This window comes from Serratia sp. KG1D, from assembly GCF_037150675.1.
GTDB lineage: Bacteria > Pseudomonadota > Gammaproteobacteria > Enterobacterales > Enterobacteriaceae > Serratia > Serratia nematodiphila.
The window spans coordinates 393590-410702 of record NZ_JBAGIH010000004.1 but is presented as its reverse complement, the minus strand read 5'-3'; the positions used below and the strand labels follow the sequence as shown (position 1 = coordinate 410702).

At 61.2% G+C, this 17113-nt stretch carries 12 protein-coding genes; 9 read left to right on the top strand and 3 right to left on the bottom strand.

Annotated elements, in window-relative coordinates; all coding sequences use genetic code 11:
* The first annotated feature begins 213 nt into the window (after nucleotides 1-213).
* From WFM45_RS20020 to rluA, 3 genes are all read left to right on the top strand, one after another.
* Nucleotides 214-2580, top strand: a complete 2367-nt coding sequence (locus tag WFM45_RS20020) for a DNA polymerase II (RefSeq protein ID WP_336957012.1) — start codon at nucleotides 214-216, stop codon at nucleotides 2578-2580.
* A 247-nt stretch (nucleotides 2581-2827) separates the two neighbouring features.
* Nucleotides 2828-5734, top strand: coding sequence for an RNA polymerase-associated protein RapA (gene rapA / locus WFM45_RS20015; protein WP_015376629.1), 2907 nt, complete (start codon nucleotides 2828-2830; stop codon nucleotides 5732-5734).
* Between the two features lie 57 nt (nucleotides 5735-5791).
* A complete protein-coding gene (rluA, locus tag WFM45_RS20010) occupies nucleotides 5792-6442 on the top strand; it encodes a bifunctional tRNA pseudouridine(32) synthase/23S rRNA pseudouridine(746) synthase RluA (RefSeq protein ID WP_004932866.1) in 651 nt (216 codons plus the stop codon).
* 143 nt (nucleotides 6443-6585) lie between these two features.
* On the opposite strand, the gene djlA is transcribed toward rluA, so the two are convergent.
* Complete coding sequence (gene djlA, locus WFM45_RS20005; RefSeq protein WP_015376627.1) at nucleotides 6586-7407, bottom strand: co-chaperone DjlA; 822 nt, start codon at nucleotides 7405-7407, stop codon at nucleotides 6586-6588.
* Between the two features lie 228 nt (nucleotides 7408-7635).
* Between djlA and lptD the strand changes: the two genes are divergently transcribed.
* The 6 genes from lptD (at nucleotide 7636) to apaH (ending at nucleotide 14397) form a co-directional block, all read left to right on the top strand.
* A complete protein-coding gene (lptD, locus tag WFM45_RS20000; protein ID WP_048326136.1) occupies nucleotides 7636-9996 on the top strand; it encodes an LPS assembly protein LptD in 2361 nt (786 codons plus the stop codon).
* Between the two features lie 65 nt (nucleotides 9997-10061).
* Entirely contained in the window at nucleotides 10062-11363 is a 1302-nt protein-coding gene (surA, locus tag WFM45_RS19995) for a peptidylprolyl isomerase SurA (RefSeq protein WP_033631769.1), read from the top strand.
* Complete coding sequence (pdxA, locus tag WFM45_RS19990) at nucleotides 11341-12342, top strand: 4-hydroxythreonine-4-phosphate dehydrogenase PdxA (protein ID WP_370531233.1); 1002 nt, start codon at nucleotides 11341-11343, stop codon at nucleotides 12340-12342. The genes surA and pdxA overlap by 23 nt, the downstream gene beginning before the upstream one ends.
* A complete protein-coding gene (rsmA, locus tag WFM45_RS19985; RefSeq protein WP_004932881.1) occupies nucleotides 12335-13153 on the top strand; it encodes a 16S rRNA (adenine(1518)-N(6)/adenine(1519)-N(6))-dimethyltransferase RsmA in 819 nt (272 codons plus the stop codon). Before pdxA ends, rsmA begins: the two co-directional genes overlap by 8 nt.
* Nucleotides 13154-13165: 12 nt before the next feature.
* Nucleotides 13166-13543, top strand: a complete 378-nt coding sequence (apaG, locus tag WFM45_RS19980; protein ID WP_015376624.1) for a Co2+/Mg2+ efflux protein ApaG — start codon at nucleotides 13166-13168, stop codon at nucleotides 13541-13543.
* 2 nt (nucleotides 13544-13545) lie between these two features.
* Nucleotides 13546-14397, top strand: coding sequence for a bis(5'-nucleosyl)-tetraphosphatase (symmetrical) ApaH (apaH, locus tag WFM45_RS19975; protein WP_015376623.1), 852 nt, complete (start codon nucleotides 13546-13548; stop codon nucleotides 14395-14397).
* Nucleotides 14398-14445: 48 nt separating this feature from the next.
* Here the strand turns inward: apaH and WFM45_RS19970 are convergent, their stop codons facing one another.
* Complete coding sequence (locus WFM45_RS19970; protein ID WP_088381233.1) at nucleotides 14446-16335, bottom strand: PhoX family protein; 1890 nt, start codon at nucleotides 16333-16335, stop codon at nucleotides 14446-14448.
* 180 nt (nucleotides 16336-16515) lie between these two features.
* Nucleotides 16516-16998 (bottom strand): type 3 dihydrofolate reductase, encoded by a 483-nt coding sequence (gene folA, locus WFM45_RS19965; protein ID WP_004932893.1) that lies wholly within the window; start codon nucleotides 16996-16998, stop codon nucleotides 16516-16518.
* Between the last annotated feature and the right edge of the window lie 115 nt (nucleotides 16999-17113).

Here is a 17113-nt window from a genome sequence, read left to right as displayed (position 1 = left end):
CACCTCTGCGGATTATTCGGGCCAAACGGGGCGGAGGATTTTCCAGCGCCGCCGCTGGCGAGTCAATCGATGAATTGTATGCGTATTTGGCAACGCCGCGCGGCGATGGACAATCACTGTATAAAAACCCATACTATAATTTATCTATATTAGCGCCAAAACCGACATCACGCTGAACGTCGCGCACGCCGCCCGGTGGAAAACGAAGGGGTTATGACTGCACTGCAACAGGGTTTCCTGCTCACTCGCCACTGGCGCGACACGCCTGCCGGCACCGAGGTCGAATTTTGGCTGGCGACCGACGCAGGCCCGCGTCAGCTGCGTCTGCCGCCGCAGACCTCGGTGGCGTTTATCCCCGCCGAACAAAGGCAGCGCGCGGAACTGCTGCTGCGGGAAGAGCGGCAAGTCGAACTAAAACCGCTGGCGCTGACGGATTTTCATCACCGGCCGATGCTGGGGCTGTACTGCCGCCAGCACCGTCAGCTCATCAAGCTGGAAAAACTGCTGCGGGAAGGCGGCGTTGCGGTCTACGAGGCCGACATTCGCCCGCCGGAGCGCTACCTGATGGAACGCTTCATCACCGCGCCGGTATGGTTCAACGGCCAGGGCGACGGCAATGGGCCGTTGCTCAGCGGCCAAATGAAGCCGGCGCCAGAGTACCGCCCAACGCTAAAACTGGTGTCGCTGGATATCGAAACCACCGCCCACGGCGAGCTTTACTCCATCGCGCTGGAAGGCTGCGGCCAGCGGCAGGTCTACATGCTGGGGCCGGCCAACGGCGGCGATGCGCCGCTGGATTTCGATCTGGAGTACTGCGCCAGCCGCCCTCAGCTGCTGGAACGGCTGAACGCGTGGCTGGAACGTCACGATCCCGACGCCATCATCGGCTGGAACCTGGTGCAGTTCGATCTGCGGGTGCTGCAAAAGCACGCCGAGCGCTACCAAATCCCGCTGCGACTGGGGCGCGGCGGCAACCTGATGGAATGGCGCGAGCATGGTTTCAAGCAGAATCACTTTTTCGCCGCCGCCGCCGGCCGCCTGATCATCGATGGCATCGAGGCGCTGAAATCCGCCACCTGGAACTTTCCCTCCTTCAGCCTGGAATACGTTTCGCAGGAACTGCTGGGCGAAGGCAAGGCGATCGACAATCCTTATCAACGCATGGCGGAGATCGACCGGCGCTTCGCGGAAGACAAGCCGGCGCTGGCTCGCTACAACCTGAAGGACTGTGAGCTGGTGACGCGCATCTTCGCCAAGGCCGACCTGCTCAACTTCCTGCTGGAGCGCGCTACCGTCACCGGGCTGGCGGCCGACCGCAGCGGCGGATCGGTGGCGGCCTTCAGCCACCTCTATATGCCGCGCATGCATCGCCTGGGCTTTGTCGCCCCCAACCTCGGCGAACAGCCGGAGGAGCATAGCCCCGGCGGCTTCGTGATGGACTCCCAACCCGGCCTGTACGATTCGGTGTTGGTACTGGACTATAAAAGCCTGTACCCGTCGATCATCCGCACCTTCCTGATCGATCCGGTCGGGTTGGTGGAAGGCATGCGCCACCCAAGCGACGCCGACTCGGTGCCCGGCTTTCGCAACGCCCGCTTCTCGCGCAGTAAACACTGCCTGCCGGCGATCGTCGAGCAGATCTGGCAGGGGCGCGAGGCCGCCAAGCGCCAGCACAATAAGCCGCTGTCACAGGCGCTGAAGATCATCATGAACGCGCTGTACGGCGTGCTGGGATCGAGCGGCTGCCGCTTCTTCGATCCGCGGCTGGCGTCGTCGATCACCCTGCGCGGCCACGAGATCATGCGCCAAACCCGCGAGTTGATCGAGGCCGAAGGCTATCAGGTGATTTACGGCGACACCGACTCCACCTTCGTGTGGCTGAAACAGCCGCATGACGAGCAGCAGGCGGCGCAGATCGGCCGGGCGCTGGTGCAGCGGGTCAACGCCTGGTGGCAGCAGCATCTGCAGCAGCAGTTCGGGCTGGAGAACGCGCTGGAACTGGAGTTCGAAACCCACTATTCCCGCTTCCTGATGCCGACCATTCGCGGCGCCGAACAGGGCAGCAAAAAACGCTACGCCGGCCTGATCGCGCGCGCCGACGGCGAGGAAGAGATGGTGTACAAAGGGCTGGAAACGGTGCGCACCGACTGGACGCCGCTGGCGCAGCAGTTCCAGCAGCAGCTCTATCAGCGTATCTTCAAACAACAGCCCTACCAGGACTATGTGCGCGATTACGTCGGCAAAACCCTGAACGGCGACTTCGACGATCAACTGGTGTACCGCAAACGGCTGCGCAGAAAGCTCGATGACTATCAGCGCAACGTGCCGCCGCATGCCCGCGCCGCGCGCATCGCCGACGACTACAACCGCCAACAGGGGCGGCCGCTGCAGTATCAGAACGGCGGCTGGATCAGCTACGTGATGACCGTGGCCGGGCCGGAACCGCTGGAAACCCGCCATTCGCCCATCGACTATCAGCATTACCTCGAACGCCAGCTGCAACCGGTGGCAGACGCTATACTCCCTTTCTTGCACGACGATTTCACCACGCTGGTCACCGGGCAAATGGGGCTGTTTTGAGATTGCGCCAGGTTAAGAAAAATCATCGGGTTTTGCAGGTGACGAACGCGCCGCCTTCCATTACCATAGCGCCCTTCCCAAAACTGAACCACGCTTAGCCCTGCCGTCTCACGACGTCTGCATGGCGTGAACGGCTATTGCCCGCCAAATTTAAAACAAACCGGGATTAGCTGACGTTCAGTACAGGTGCCGCGGCCCTTCCCGCCCGGTAACAAGACTTACTTACAAAGAATCGAGCCGACAATATATGCCTTTTACTCTTGGTCAACGCTGGATCAGCGACACGGAAAGCGAATTAGGATTGGGAACCGTCGTGGCGCTGGATGCGCGCATGATTACCCTGCTTTTCCCCGCCACCGGTGAAAACCGCCTCTATGCCAGAAACGATTCGCCGATCACCCGCGTGATGTTCAACCCGGGCGATACCGTCAGCAGCCACGAGGGCTGGCAGCTGCAGGTGGAAGAGGTGAAAGAGGAAAACGGTCTGTTGACCTATATCGGCACCCGCCTGGACACTCAGGAAAGCGGCGTGGCGATGCGCGAGGTGCTGCTGGACAGTAAGCTGACCTTCAGCAAACCACAGGATCGCCTGTTCGCCGGCCAAATCGACCGCATGGACCGTTTCGCGCTGCGTTTTCGCGCCCGCAAATACCAGAGCGAGCAGTATCGCCTGCCGTTCGCCGGCCTGCGCGGCATGCGCGCCAGCCTGATCCCGCACCAGCTGCACATCGCTCATGAAGTCGGCCAGCGCCATGCGCCGCGCGTTCTGCTGGCGGACGAAGTCGGCCTCGGCAAAACCATCGAAGCCGGCATGATCATCCACCAGCAACTGCTGGCGGGACGCGCCGAGCGCGTGCTGATTGTGGTGCCGGAAACGCTGCAGCACCAGTGGCTGGTGGAGATGATGCGCCGCTTCAACCTCTACTTCTCGCTGTTCGACGACAGCCGCTACGCCGAAGCCAAGCTCGACAGCAGCAACCCGTTTGAGACCGAACAGTTGGTGATCTGCTCGCTGGACTTCGTGCGCCGCAACAAGCAGCGCCTGGAAGAGCTGGCGGACGCCCAGTGGGATCTGCTGGTGGTCGATGAAGCTCACCACCTGGCCTGGAGCGAAGAGGCGCCAAGCCGCGAATATCAGGTGATCGAACAGCTGGCCGAGCATATCCCCGGCGTGCTGCTGCTGACCGCCACCCCGGAACAGCTCGGTCAACAGAGCCACTTTGCGCGCCTGCGCCTGCTCGACCCGAACCGTTTCCACGACTACGGCGAGTTCGTCGCCGAGCAGCAGAAATACCGTCCGGTGGCCGACGCCGTCACCCTGCTGCTGAGCGGTGAACGCCTGGCCGACGACAAGCTTAACCTGCTGGGCGAGCTGATCGACGAGCAGGACATCGAGCCGCTGCTCAAAGCCGCCAACAGCGAAGGCGACAACGCCGAGCAGGCGCGTCAGGAGCTGGTTTCGATGCTGATGGATCGCCACGGCACCAGCCGCGTGCTGTTCCGCAACACCCGTAACGGCGTGAAGGGCTTCCCGCACCGCAACCTGCACCAGATCAAGCTGCCGTTGCCAACCCAATATCAGACCGCGATCAAAGTTTCCGGCATCATGGGCGCCAAAAAATCCGTCGAAGCCCGTGCGCGCGACATGCTGTACCCGGAGCAGATCTATCAGGAATTCGAAGGCGAAAACGCCACCTGGTGGAACTTCGATCCGCGCGTCGAGTGGCTGCTGGATTACCTGCTGGCCAACCGCAACGAAAAAGTGCTGGTGATCTGCGCCAAAGCCGACACCGCGCTGCAGCTGGAGCAGGTGCTGCGCGAGCGTGAAGCGATCCGCGCCGCGGTGTTCCACGAAGGGCTGTCGATCATCGAGCGCGACCGCGCCGCCGCCTACTTCGCCTCCGAAGAAGAAGGCGCGCAGGTGCTGCTGTGTTCCGAGATCGGTTCCGAAGGCCGCAACTTCCAGTTCGCCAGCCAGCTGGTGATGTTCGATCTGCCGTTCAACCCGGATCTGCTGGAGCAGCGTATCGGCCGTCTGGACCGTATCGGCCAGATGCACGATATCCAAATCATGGTGCCTTACCTGGAGCACACCGCGCAGGCGGTGCTGGGCCGCTGGTTCCACGAAGGGCTCGACGCCTTCGAACACACCTGCCCGACCGGCCGCACCATCTACGACAGCTGCTACGAGCAGTTGATCGGCTATCTGGCCGCGCCGACCGAGCAGGAGGGCCTGGACGAATTCATCCACGCCTGCCGCCAGCAGCATGATCAGTTGAAAGCGCAGCTGGAACAGGGCCGCGATCGCCTGCTGGAGATGCACTCCAACGGCGGCGACAAAGCCCAGGCGCTGGCCGCAGCCATCGCCGAGCAGGATAACGACGTCAACCTGGTGGGCTTCGCGCTCAACCTGTTCGACATCGTCGGCATCAATCAGGAAGACCGCAGCGACAACCTGATCGTGCTCACGCCGTCCGACCATATGCTGGTGCCGGACTTCCCGGGCCTGCCGCAGGACGGCTGCACCGTCACCTTCGATCGCGATCGGGCGCTGTCGCGTGAAGACGCGCAGTTCGTCAGCTGGGAACACCCGATCATCCGCAACGGTCTGGATCTTATCCTATCCGGCGATACCGGCAGCTGCGCGGTGTCCCTGTTGAAAAACAAAGCGTTGCCGGTCGGCACCCTGCTGGTTGAGCTGGTATACGTGGTGGAAGCCCAGGCGCCGAAGCACCTGCAGCTGACCCGCTTCCTGCCGCCGACGCCGATCCGCATGCTGATGGATCGCAAGGGCACCAACCTGGCGGCGCAGGTCGAGTTCGAAAGCTTCAACCGCCAGTTGAACGCGGTCAACCGCCACACCTCCAGCAAGCTGGTCAATGCCGTGCAGCAAGACGTGCACGCCATGCTGCAGCAGGCGGAAAGCCTGGTGGAAGCGCAGGCGCGCACGCTTATCGAACAGGCGAAGCAAGAGGCGGACGACAAGCTGAGCGCCGAGCTGGCGCGTCTGGAAGCGCTGAAGGCGGTCAACCCGAACATCCGCGACGACGAAGTCGAAGCGTTGGAGTTCAACCGCCGTCAGGTGCTGGCCAACCTCAATGAAGCCGGCTGGCGCCTGGACGCCATTCGTCTGGTGGTGGTCACCCACCAGTAACCGGCGCGACATGGGGAGGCCACCGTCTCCCCGTTCGGCCCTTTTCGCGGAGCCAAGATGGAACCCTACAATCCCCCGCAGGACCCGCTGCACATCCTGTATCAGGATGAACACATCATGGTGGTCAACAAGCCCAGCGGCTTGCTGTCGGTGCCCGGCCGCGCGCCGGAAAACAAAGACAGCCTGATGACCCGCATTCAGGCCGATCATCCGGCCGCCGAATCGGTGCACCGGCTGGACATGGCCACCAGCGGGGTGATCGTGGTGGCGCTCAACAAGGCCGCCGAGCGCGAGCTGAAGCGTCAATTCCGCGAACGCGAGCCGAAGAAATCCTATATCGCCCGCGTTTGGGGGCATATGGAACATGACGAAGGACTGGTGGATTTGCCGCTGATCTGCGATTGGCCGAACCGGCCGCTGCAAAAGGTGTGTTTTGACACCGGCAAAGCGGCGCAAACCGAGTATCTGGTGCTGTCGCGCGACGCCGATGGCAGCACGCGCGTGAAGCTAACGCCGATCACCGGCCGCTCGCATCAGCTGCGGGTGCACATGCTGGCGCTGGGGCATCCGATCCTCGGCGACGGTTTCTACGCCCCGCCGGAGGCTAAGGCGATGGCGCCACGGCTACAGCTGCATGCGCAAGAACTGCGCATCACCCACCCCGCCTTCCAGACGCCGATGCACTTTCGCGCCGAACCGGATTTCTGAGCCCACCACTCAGGGATACCCTAAATAATTCGAGTTGCAGGAAGGCGGCAACCAAGCGCAGCCCCGGGAGCGTACAAAAAGTACGTGACCGGGGTAAGCGCGGGCAGCCAACACACCTGCGGCTCGAAGTATGACGGGTATCGTTATTTGAAGCCTTTCTCGCGTTTGATCAGGTCGTACGCCGCCTGGATCTCCTGCGCTTTCTGCTTGGCCATTTCCATCATCTGCGGCGGCAAGCCTTTCGCCACCAGCTTATCCGGATGGTGTTCGCTCATCAGCTTGCGGTAGGCGCGTTTGATGGTGGCGGCATCGTCGCTGCTGCGCACGCCGAGCACCTTGCAGGCATCGTCGAGCGTCGGGCCGCGCTGAGCCTGCTGATAGCCGCCCTGCGAATACCCGCCCTGCTGACCGCCGCCGAACTGACGCCCGCCCTCCATCATGCTGAGGAACTGATCGAACTGCGCGCGCGAAATGCCCAGCTCTTCGGCGATGACATACAGCACCTGACGTTCGTTCGGGTGCAGCGAGCCGTCGGCAAACGCCGCCTGAATCTGAATTTCCAGAAACATCCGAATCAGATCGAAGCGGCCGAAACAGATGCTGCGAAACTGCTGCAGCGTCTCACGCAGCGGGAACTGGCTCTGTTTGCCCTCGCGGAATGCCTGCTGCGCCGCGGTGCGCGCTTCGCCGTGCAGCTGCAGGCGATCCATAAACAGGCTGGCGATCTGGATATCCGCCTCGGTAACGCGTCCCTTGGATTTGGTCAGGTGGCCCATCACCTGAAAAGTGGTGCGGAAAAACAGCGTTTGCCGCGTTTGCTGGTCGGTGAAAAACCCCCGGCTGCGCTTGTTGCTGCGCGCCGTATCGATCATATGACCGATAATCAGCCCCAGAACTACACCCCAGAATCCCGCGCCAGACCAGATGGCGACGATGACGCCGAGCAGTTTTCCCCAATACTGCATATACTCCTCAATTATCATGCCGAAAGCCGCCCGCTCTCCTTCGCTTCAGGAAAGGGCGCAGGCGATTTTTCCTAGAATTTGGATTATCATACCTGTCATTTATCTTTGCGCCTAACGACGACGCAAGTAAACGGCTGGATTTAGCACTAGCGCAACGCAGATGAGTAATATAGTCTCTGACCGTTTGCCGGACACGACGCCTCTGATGACGGAACACCAAAACCGCGTATGAAAAAAAGTTTCCCAACACTGCTGGCCACGATGATTTGGACGGCACTCTACAGTCAGCATGCGCTGGCTGATCTGGCCGAGCAATGCATGCTTGGCGTTCCCGTTTACGACAAGCCTTTGGTCAGCGGCGATCCGAACAGCCAGCCGGTGACCATCAATGCCGATGACTCGCGCGCCGACTACCCGAAAAGCGCCCTGTTCAGCGGCAACGTGCATATCGAGCAGGGCAACAGCACCCTGACCGCCAAAGAAGTCGAGTTGAACCAGACGCAAAACCCTGGCCAGACGGAACCGGTGCGCACCGTCACCGCCACCGGCGACGTGCACTACAGCGACAATCAGATCAAACTGAAAGGCCCTAAGGCCTGGTCGAACCTGAATACCAAAGATACCGACGTCTATGAAGGCGACTACCAGATGGTCGGCCGTCAGGGGCGCGGCGACGCCGACAAGATGAAAATGCGCGGCGCCAACCGTTACACCATTCTGGAAAACGGCACCTTTACCTCCTGTCTGCCGGGCGACGACAGCTGGAGCGTGGTCGGTTCCGAAGTGATCCACGATCGCGAAGAGCAGGTGGCGGAAGTGTGGAATGCCCGCTTCCGCATCGGCGGCGTGCCGGTGTTCTACAGCCCATACCTGCAATTGCCGGTCGGCGACAAGCGCCGTTCCGGTTTCCTGATCCCGAACGCCAAGTACGGCAGCAACAACGGCTTCGAGTTCATGTTGCCGTACTACTGGAACATCGCGCCGAACTACGATGCCACCATCACGCCGCACTATATGTCCAAGCGCGGCCTGCAGTGGCAGACCGAGTTCCGCTATCTGGTACAGCCGGGCCTCGGCCTGATGGAGTTCGACTGGCTGCCGGACGATAAGGAATACGGCAAAGATCATGACGACAGCAAACGCTGGCTGTTCTACTGGAACCACAACGGCGTCATGGATCAGGTGTGGCGCTTCAACGTCGACTACACCAAGGTCAGCGATTCCAAATACTTCACCGATCTGGACTCCAAGTACGGTTCCACTACCGACGGCTACGCCACGCAGAAATTCAGCCTCGGCTACGCCAACGAAAACTGGAACGCCACGCTGAGCTCCAAGCAGTTCCAGATTTACGACGATACCGATCGTTCACAGTCGGAGTCGTATAAAGTCCAGCCGCAGCTGGATCTGAACTATTACAAGAACGACCTCGGCCCGTTCGATTTCCATATTTACGGCCAGGCTGCCAAGTTCACCAGCGTCAACCCGTACAGCCCGGATGCCACCCGTCTGCATATGGAGCCAACGCTGAGTCTGCCGCTCACCAACGGCTGGGCCAGCCTGAACACCGAAGCCAAAGTGATGGCGACCCACTACCAGCAGGATATTCCTGACGGTTTCGCCGCTAACTACCAGAACCGCAAAGGCGCCGCAGCACCGGATCTTGATGACTCGGTCAACCGCGTATTGCCTCAATTCAAGGTCGACGGCAAGCTGGTGTTCGAGAGGCCGATGATCTGGGCCGAAGGCGCCACCCAGACGCTGGAGCCGCGCGTGCAGTACCTGTACGTGCCGTACCGCGATCAGAGCAACATTTACACCTACGACACCACGCTGCTGCAGACCGACTACTCCGGCCTGTTCCGCGACCGCACCTACAGCGGCCTGGATCGCATCGCTTCGCAGAACCGCGTCTCTACCGGTTTGACCACGCGCATTTATGATGACGCGCTGGTGGAACGTTTTAACGCTTCCGTGGGTCAAATCTACTACTTCAGCCGTTCGCGAACCGGTGACCAGATGACCGGTTACGACAACAACGACGACACCGGCAGCGTGGCCTGGGCCGGCGATACCTATTGGAAAATCGACGATCGTTGGGGCCTGCGCGGTGGCCTGCAGTATGACACCCGCCTGAACAGCGTCTCGCTGGGCAACGGCGTGGTGGAATACCGCCAGGACGCCGAGCGCGTGGTGCAGCTGAACTACCGTTACGCCACGCCGGAATACATCCAGACGGCGTTGAACACCAAAACGGTTCCGGCCTTTCAGGACGGCATCTCGCAGGTGGGCATCACCGGCAGTTGGCCGATCGCCGATCGTTGGGCGGTCGTCGGGGCGTACTACTACGACACCCGCGCCAAACAATCCGCCGATCAACTGGTGGGGCTGAAGTACAACACCTGCTGCTGGGCGGTGACCCTGGGCTATGAGCGCAAGATCACCGACTGGAACAACAGCAACAATACCAGCGTTTACGACAACAGAGTTTCGTTCAACGTCGAACTGCGCGGCCTGAGCAGCGATCATAGTCTCGGCTCCGCAGAAATGCTGCGCTCCGGCATTCTGCCGTATCAGCGCGCATTCTGACGCTTTGCAACACTTTGAAAACGAGAACTTTCACCCGCATTTGCGGATTACATAATGGGAAATGTATGAAGAACTGGAGAACGCTTATTCTCGGATTGGTGGTTTGCGCCAATGCCGCGTTCGCAGCACCCCAAGAAGTGGATAAAGTCGCCGCCGTCGTGGATAACGGCGTGGTACTCGAAAGCGACGTCAACGGTCTGTTGCAGTCAGTCAAGCTCAACGCCCAGCAGGCCGGCCAACAGTTGCCGGACGACAAGACGCTGCGCCATCAGATCATCGAACGGCTGATCATGGATAACATCCAGCTGCAGATGGCCAAGAAAATGGGCATTACCGTGTCCGACGCCGAGCTGGACAAAGCGATCGCCAACATCGCCGCGCAGAACCGCATGAGCGTCGATCAGCTGCGCAGCCGCCTGTCGTACGAAGGGTTGAACTACAACACCTACCGTTCGCAGATCCGCAAAGAGATGCTGATTTCCGAAGTGCGTAACAACGAAGTGCGCCGCCGCGTCACCATCCTGCCTCAGGAAGTGGACGCACTGGCCAAACAGGTGGGCGCGCAGAACGGCAGCGACACCGAAATGAACATCAGCCACATCCTGATCCCGCTGCCGGAAAACCCGTCGCAGCAGCAGGTCGACAAAGCCGAAGAGCTGGCCAAACGCCTGGTGGGTGAGATCAACAGCGGTGCCGACTTCGGCAAGCTGGCGATCACCTACTCCGCCGATTCTCAGGCGCTGAAAGGCGGCAACATGGGCTGGGGCAAGCTGCAAGAGATCCCGACCCTGTTCGCTGAACGTCTGGTTAGCGCCAAGAAAGGCGACGTCGTCGGCCCAATCCGTTCCGGCGTCGGCTTCCACATCCTGAAAGTCAACGATATCCGCGGCGCCAGCCAGTCGGTGTCGGTCACCGAAGTGCACGCCCGTCACATCCTGCTGAAGCCTTCTGTGGTGCTGACTGACGATCAGGCGCGCGCCAAGCTGCAATCCGTTGCGGAAGCGATCAAGAGCGGCCGCGCCAAATTCGCCGACGAAGCCAAACAGCTGTCGCAGGATCCGGGTTCCGCCATGCAGGGCGGCGATCTGGGCTGGGCCTCCCCGGACATCTACGATCCGGCCTTCCGCGATGCGTTGCTGAAGCTGAGCAAAGGTGAAATCAGCGCGCCGGTCCACTCTTCCTTCGGTTGGCACCTGATTCAGCTGCTGGATACCCGTCAGGTGGATAAGACCGACGCCGCGCAGAAAGATCGCGCTTACCGCATGCTGTTCAACCGTAAGTTCGCCGAAGAGGCGCAGACCTGGATGCAGGAACAGCGCGCCCAGGCTTACGTGAAGATCCTCGATGGCAGCGATGCACAGCAATAAACGCGTCGTCATTACCCCCGGCGAACCCGCCGGGGTGGGGCCGGATTTGGTAGCCGCCTTGGCGCAACAGGATTGGCCTGTTGAGCTGGTGGTGTGCGCCGATCCGGCCCTGCTGCTTGAACGCGCCAAGCGTTTGGGCCTGCCGCTGACGCTGCGCGACTACCAACCGCAGCAACCGGCCGAGGCGCAACGCGCCGGCACGCTGACCGTTCTGCCGGTGTCACTCGCTCAGCCGGTCACCGCCGGTGAACTGAATGTCGGCAACAGCGCCTACGTGGTGGAAACCCTGGCGCGCGCCTGCGACGGCTGCCTGAACGGCGAATTTGCCGCTCTGATCACCGGCCCGGTGAACAAAGGCGTGATCAACGACGCCGGCGTGCCGTTTATCGGCCATACCGAATTCTTTGCCGAGCGCAGCCGCTGCGATCGCGTGGTGATGATGCTCGCGACCGAAGAGCTGCGCGTGGCGCTGGCGACCACCCACCTGCCGCTGCTGGCGGTGCCGGGCGCCATCACGCAGCAGAGCCTGTTCGAAGTCATTCGCATTCTCGACCACGATCTGAAAACCAAATTTGGCATCGCTCAGCCGCACATTTACGTCTGCGGTCTGAATCCCCACGCCGGGGAAGGCGGCCATATGGGGCGCGAAGAGATAGACACCATCATCCCGGCGCTCGACGCGCTGCGCGCTGACGGTATCCATCTGATCGGCCCGCTGCCGGCGGACACCCTGTTCCAGCCCAAATATCTGCAAGATGCCGATGCGGTGCTGGCGATGTATCACGATCAGGGGCTGCCGGTGCTAAAATACCAAGGGTTCGGCCGCGCGGTGAATATCACCCTCGGTTTGCCTTTCATACGCACCTCGGTCGACCACGGTACCGCTCTGGAACTGGCCGGCACCGGCACCGCCGATGTCGGCAGTTTCCAAACGGCCCTGAATCTCGCCATTAAAATGATAATTAATTGTAATGAATAACAGAGTCCACCAAGGGCACTTTGCCCGCAAACGCTTTGGACAAAACTTTTTAACCGATCAGTTTGTCATCGATAGCATTGTCTCCGCCATTCACCCGCAGCCGGGCGAAGCGGTGGTCGAGATCGGCCCCGGCCTCGGCGCCTTGACCGAGCCGGTTGGCGCACGCATGGACCGCATGACGGTGATCGAACTGGACCGCGATCTGGCCACCCGGTTGGAGAACCACCCGCGGCTGAAAGACAAGCTGACCATCCGCCAGCAGGACGCCATGACGGTGAATTTCGCCGAACTGGCCGAGGAAGCTGGCCAACCGCTGCGCGTATTTGGTAACCTGCCGTACAATATTTCGACGCCGCTGATGTTCCACCTTTTCAGCTATACTCAGGCAATCCGCGACATGCACTTTATGTTGCAAAAAGAGGTGGTCAACCGTCTGGTGGCCGGCCCGAACAGCAAGGCCTACGGGCGTTTGACCGTGATGGCGCAGTACTACTGCAACGTCATTCCGGTGCTGGAAGTGCCGCCGACCGCGTTCGCGCCGCCGCCGAAGGTCGATTCCGCCGTGGTGCGCCTGGTCCCGCACACCGAGCTGCCGAACCCGGTGGGCGACGTGCGCATGCTGAGCCGCATCACCACGCAGGCGTTCAACCAGCGGCGGAAAACCATCCGCAACAGCCTGGGCGACCTGTTCACGCCGGAGCAGCTGACGGAGCTGGGCGTCGATCCTTCGCTCAGAGCAGAGAATATTTCTGTGGCGCAGTACTGCAAGCTGGCGAACTGGCTGTCAGCCAATCCGGCGCCGCAGCAATAAGGAGTTGTCGTCATGATTGATTCGCCCCGCGTGTGTATTCAGGTTCAGAGCATCTATGTGGAATCACAGTCGATCCCTGAAGAAGAGCGTTACGTCTTCGCCTATACCATCACCATCCGCAATCTGGGGCGGACCAACGTGCAACTGCTGGGCCGTTACTGGCTGATCACCAACAGCAACGGCCGCCAAACCGAAGTCCAGGGCGAAGGCGTGATCGGCGAACAGCCCGTCATTCCGCCCGGTGGAGAGTTTCAGTACACCAGCGGCGCCATTCTGGAAACGCCGCTGGGCACCATGGAAGGCCATTACGAAATGGTTGACCATCAGGGTCAGCCGTTCCGCACCGCTATTCCCGTGTTCCGCTTAGCCATTCCAACGCTGATCCATTAATTATGTCGACATACCTTATCGGCGACGTTCACGGCTGTTTCGATGAACTGAAGTCGCTGCTGGCTCAGGTTGCGTTCGATCCCGAGCGCGATCAACTGTGGCTGACCGGCGATCTGGTGGCGCGCGGCCCCGCCTCGCTGGACGTGCTGCGCTACGTGCGTTCGCTCGGTCCGGCGGTGCGCATGGTGCTGGGCAACCACGATCTGCACCTGCTGGCGGTCTACGCCGGCATCAGCCGCAACAAACCCAAAGATCGCATCACCCCGCTGCTGGAGGCGCCTGACGCCGACGAGTTGATCAACTGGCTGCGCCGCCAACCGGTGCTGCAGGTGGATGATGAGCAAAAGCTGGTGATGGCGCACGCCGGCATCACCCCGCAGTGGGATATCGACACCGCGAAAATGTGCGCGCGCGAAGTGGAAGCGGTATTGAGCAGCGACAGCTATCCGCTGTTCCTCGATGCCATGTACGGCGACATGCCGAACAACTGGGCGCCGGAGCTGAGCGGCCTGGCGCGCCTGCGTTTCAGCACCAATGCGTTCACGCGCATGCGCTACTGCTTCCCCAACGGCCAGCTCGACATGATCTGCAAAGATGCGCCGGGCAGCGCGCCGGCGCCGCTGAAGCCGTGGTTCGAACTGCCGCGCCTGGTGGATCCGGAATACACCATCATCTTCGGCCACTGGGCCTCGCTCGAAGGCAAGGGCACGCCGGAAGGCGTGATCGGGCTGGATACCGGCTGCTGCTGGGGCGGCGACTTGACGATGCTGCGCTGGGAAGACCGTCGTTACTTCACGCAGCCCGCCAATCGCGGCGAGGCGTCTGACCACGCCGGCAGACTGGCCGCATCTTGAAAATACAAAGGCGGCCCCGTGGCCGCCTTTGTTTTCTATATTATCGCCTTACGCCCCAATCACCCCGCCATCTTCACGCGTGATCATCAATACCGATGAACGCGGGCGCGGGCTGTTGTTCGGGAAGTGCGAATCGCCCTCTTCTCCGGGATGCTGTACGTTGACGAACATCGTCTTGTAGTCCGGGGTGAAGGTGATGCCGGTCAGTTCGCAGGACTTCGGCCCCACCATGAAACGGCGGATCTCGCCGCTGACCGGATCGCCCACCAGCATCTGGTTGTTGCCCTGCCCGACATAATCGCCCTTGTTGCTGTACTTGCCGTCGGTGAGGATCCACAGGCGGCCGGCGCGATCGAAGCCCAGCCCGTCCGGGCTGTTGAAGGTGTTTTCCGCCGTGATGTTCGGCGTGCCGCGGTTGACGCCTTCGGGGTGGGCGATCGGGTTGCCGCACAGCGCATAGATGTCCCAGGCGAAGACGTCGGCGGTGGCGTCGCCGCCCTCGTCCCAGCGAATGATTTGGCCGTAGATATTGTTCGGTCGCGGGTTGGCAGCGTTCAACGGCATCCCTTCCTCGCCGCGCTTGCTGTTGTTGGTCAGCGTGCAGTACGCGCGGCCGTCATGCGGGTTCACCGCGATCCACTCCGGGCGATCCATTTTGGTGGCGCCGACCTGCTGCGCCGCCTTGCGGGCGAAGATCAGCACTTCGGCCTCATCGCGGAAACCGTTCTCCGGCGTCAGGCCGTTCTTGCCGAACTCAAGCGCAATCCAGCGCCCTTTGCCCTTCAGCGGTGTGCCGGCTTCATCGCCGTCGAACTGCGCCACGTATAGCGTCCCCTCGTCCAACAGCGTGCGATTGTTGGCCGGATTGGCGGCGTCGACCACGCCTTTGGAGACGTACTTATAGATATGTTCGCCGCGCTCGTCGTCGCCCATATACACCACCAGACGGCCGTCTTTGGCCACGGTCACCGCCGCGTTTTCATGTTTGAAACGGCCGAGCGCAGTGTGCTTGATGGGCGTCGAGGTCGGATTCAACGGATCGATCTCGACAATCCAGCCGTGGCGGTTGAATTCGTTAGGGTTCTTCGCCACATCGAAGCGCTCATCATAGTCCGGCCAGTTGCGCTCCGGTTCGCTGGCCTTCAGCGTGTAGCGCTTCTGTTCCGGCGTGGTGCGATAATCGGCCTGACGGGTGCCGAAATAGGTATCGAAGTTTTCCTCGCAGGTCAGATAGGTGCCCCACGGCGTCTTGCCGTTGGCGCAGTTGCCGAAGGTGCCCAACACCTTGCGGCCACTCGGATCGGCGGCGGTCTGCAGCAGCGAGTGCCCGGCGGCCGGGCCGCTGAACTGCATTTCGCTGTTGGCGGTGATGCGGCGGTTATAGCGCGACGGGCGCTCCACCTCCCAGCGCTGGCCGTCGCCAACCCGCTTGACCGCCACAATGGAGACGCCGTGCGCCGCCTGCGATTTGCGCACCTCTTCCAGGCTGGTGGCTTTGGCGCCGCCGTGGGCGAACAGATACTGTTCGTTGACGTATTCGTTATTGATGGCCATCACGCCGTGATTGTCATCAATAGGGAAGAAGCTCATGCCGTCATTGTTGTCGCCAAACTGTTTTTCCTGATCGGCGGCGCTGTTGTTGCCCTGCGGATCGAAGGCCGGCGCGCCGTCCACCAGCGGCTCGCCCCAGGAGATCAGCACCTCCGCGCGGTAGCCCGGCGCGATGGTCACCTCGTCGGCGATAGATGCGGCGATGCCCTGAAAGCCCAGCAGCCTGTTCGGTGGCAGATCCTCGGCCAACGCCTCGGCGGAGACCGACCAGATGCCACCGCCGAGAAAGCCGGCCAGGCCGACGGCGCCGGCGCTGCCGAGCAACAGCTTGCGGCGAGTGGGATCGATCAGGCGGTCGGCGTCTAATTGCTCAATTTGCTTGGTCATAACGTGGTTACCTTTTTAGTTATGGCGCCGCGGTCAAGATTCACCAGAGTTGCCGTGGCGCTCGGAGTTGGGCTTCATACTAATCAGGTAATGTGACGGAAAGGTTACGAATGACCGGCGTAAAAAGACCGGGGGCGCAATTGCTTGCGCCCCCGGGGATAACTGGCTAACGCGCTGAGATCAGCGGCGCTGCAGGATTTCGAAACAGTAGCTGTGCGAGTTCAGATTGTCGGCGTCGTGGAACTCGCTGAACGTGGTTTCCCACTCGTCCGGCTCGTAATCCGGGAAGTGGGTATCGCCGCCGACTTCGGCGTCGATGTGCGTCAGGTACAGACGGTCGGCGCGCGGCAGCAACTGGGTATAGATGCGCCCACCGCCGATCACCATCACTTCTTCCACCTCGCCCGCGGCGGCCAGCGCCTCATCCAACGAGGTTACCCAGGTCACCCCGGCTTCGCTGCCCGGGCGGCTGCTCAAAACGATATTGTGGCGGCCCGGCAGCGGGCGGCCGATGGACTCGAAGGTCTTGCGGCCCATAATAACCGGCTTATTCAACGTGTTGCGTTTAAACCACGCAAGGTCCGCCGGCAGGTGCCACGGCATGGCGTTTTCCATGCCAATAACGCGATCCGCCGCCAAGGCAGCGATCAGGCTGATAATCATTGTTTAACCCTGTGTAGGCAGCAAAATTGGTGACACTATACGTAAAGGCCTGAGTGCCGTCGATAGGCTAATCAAGCAAGATGAATATATAAGATAGCTCTTATCAGCATATCTA

What these genes read in the sequence shown, in the direction of transcription:
- WFM45_RS20020 (WP_336957012.1), top strand. Translation starts at nt 214, where the DNA reads ATGACTGCACTGCAACAGGGTTTCCTGCTCACTCGCCACTGGCGCGAC.
- rapA (WP_015376629.1), top strand. Translation starts at nt 2,828, where the DNA reads ATGCCTTTTACTCTTGGTCAACGCTGGATCAGCGACACGGAAAGCGAA.
- rluA (WP_004932866.1), top strand. Translation starts at nt 5,792, where the DNA reads ATGGAACCCTACAATCCCCCGCAGGACCCGCTGCACATCCTGTATCAG.
- djlA (WP_015376627.1), bottom strand. Translation starts at nt 7,407, where the DNA reads ATGCAGTATTGGGGAAAACTGCTCGGCGTCATCGTCGCCATCTGGTCT.
- lptD (WP_048326136.1), top strand. Translation starts at nt 7,636, where the DNA reads ATGAAAAAAAGTTTCCCAACACTGCTGGCCACGATGATTTGGACGGCA.
- surA (WP_033631769.1), top strand. Translation starts at nt 10,062, where the DNA reads ATGAAGAACTGGAGAACGCTTATTCTCGGATTGGTGGTTTGCGCCAAT.
- pdxA (WP_370531233.1), top strand. Translation starts at nt 11,341, where the DNA reads ATGGCAGCGATGCACAGCAATAAACGCGTCGTCATTACCCCCGGCGAA.
- rsmA (WP_004932881.1), top strand. Translation starts at nt 12,335, where the DNA reads ATGAATAACAGAGTCCACCAAGGGCACTTTGCCCGCAAACGCTTTGGA.
- apaG (WP_015376624.1), top strand. Translation starts at nt 13,166, where the DNA reads ATGATTGATTCGCCCCGCGTGTGTATTCAGGTTCAGAGCATCTATGTG.
- apaH (WP_015376623.1), top strand. Translation starts at nt 13,546, where the DNA reads ATGTCGACATACCTTATCGGCGACGTTCACGGCTGTTTCGATGAACTG.
- WFM45_RS19970 (WP_088381233.1), bottom strand. Translation starts at nt 16,335, where the DNA reads ATGACCAAGCAAATTGAGCAATTAGACGCCGACCGCCTGATCGATCCC.
- folA (WP_004932893.1), bottom strand. Translation starts at nt 16,998, where the DNA reads ATGATTATCAGCCTGATCGCTGCCTTGGCGGCGGATCGCGTTATTGGC.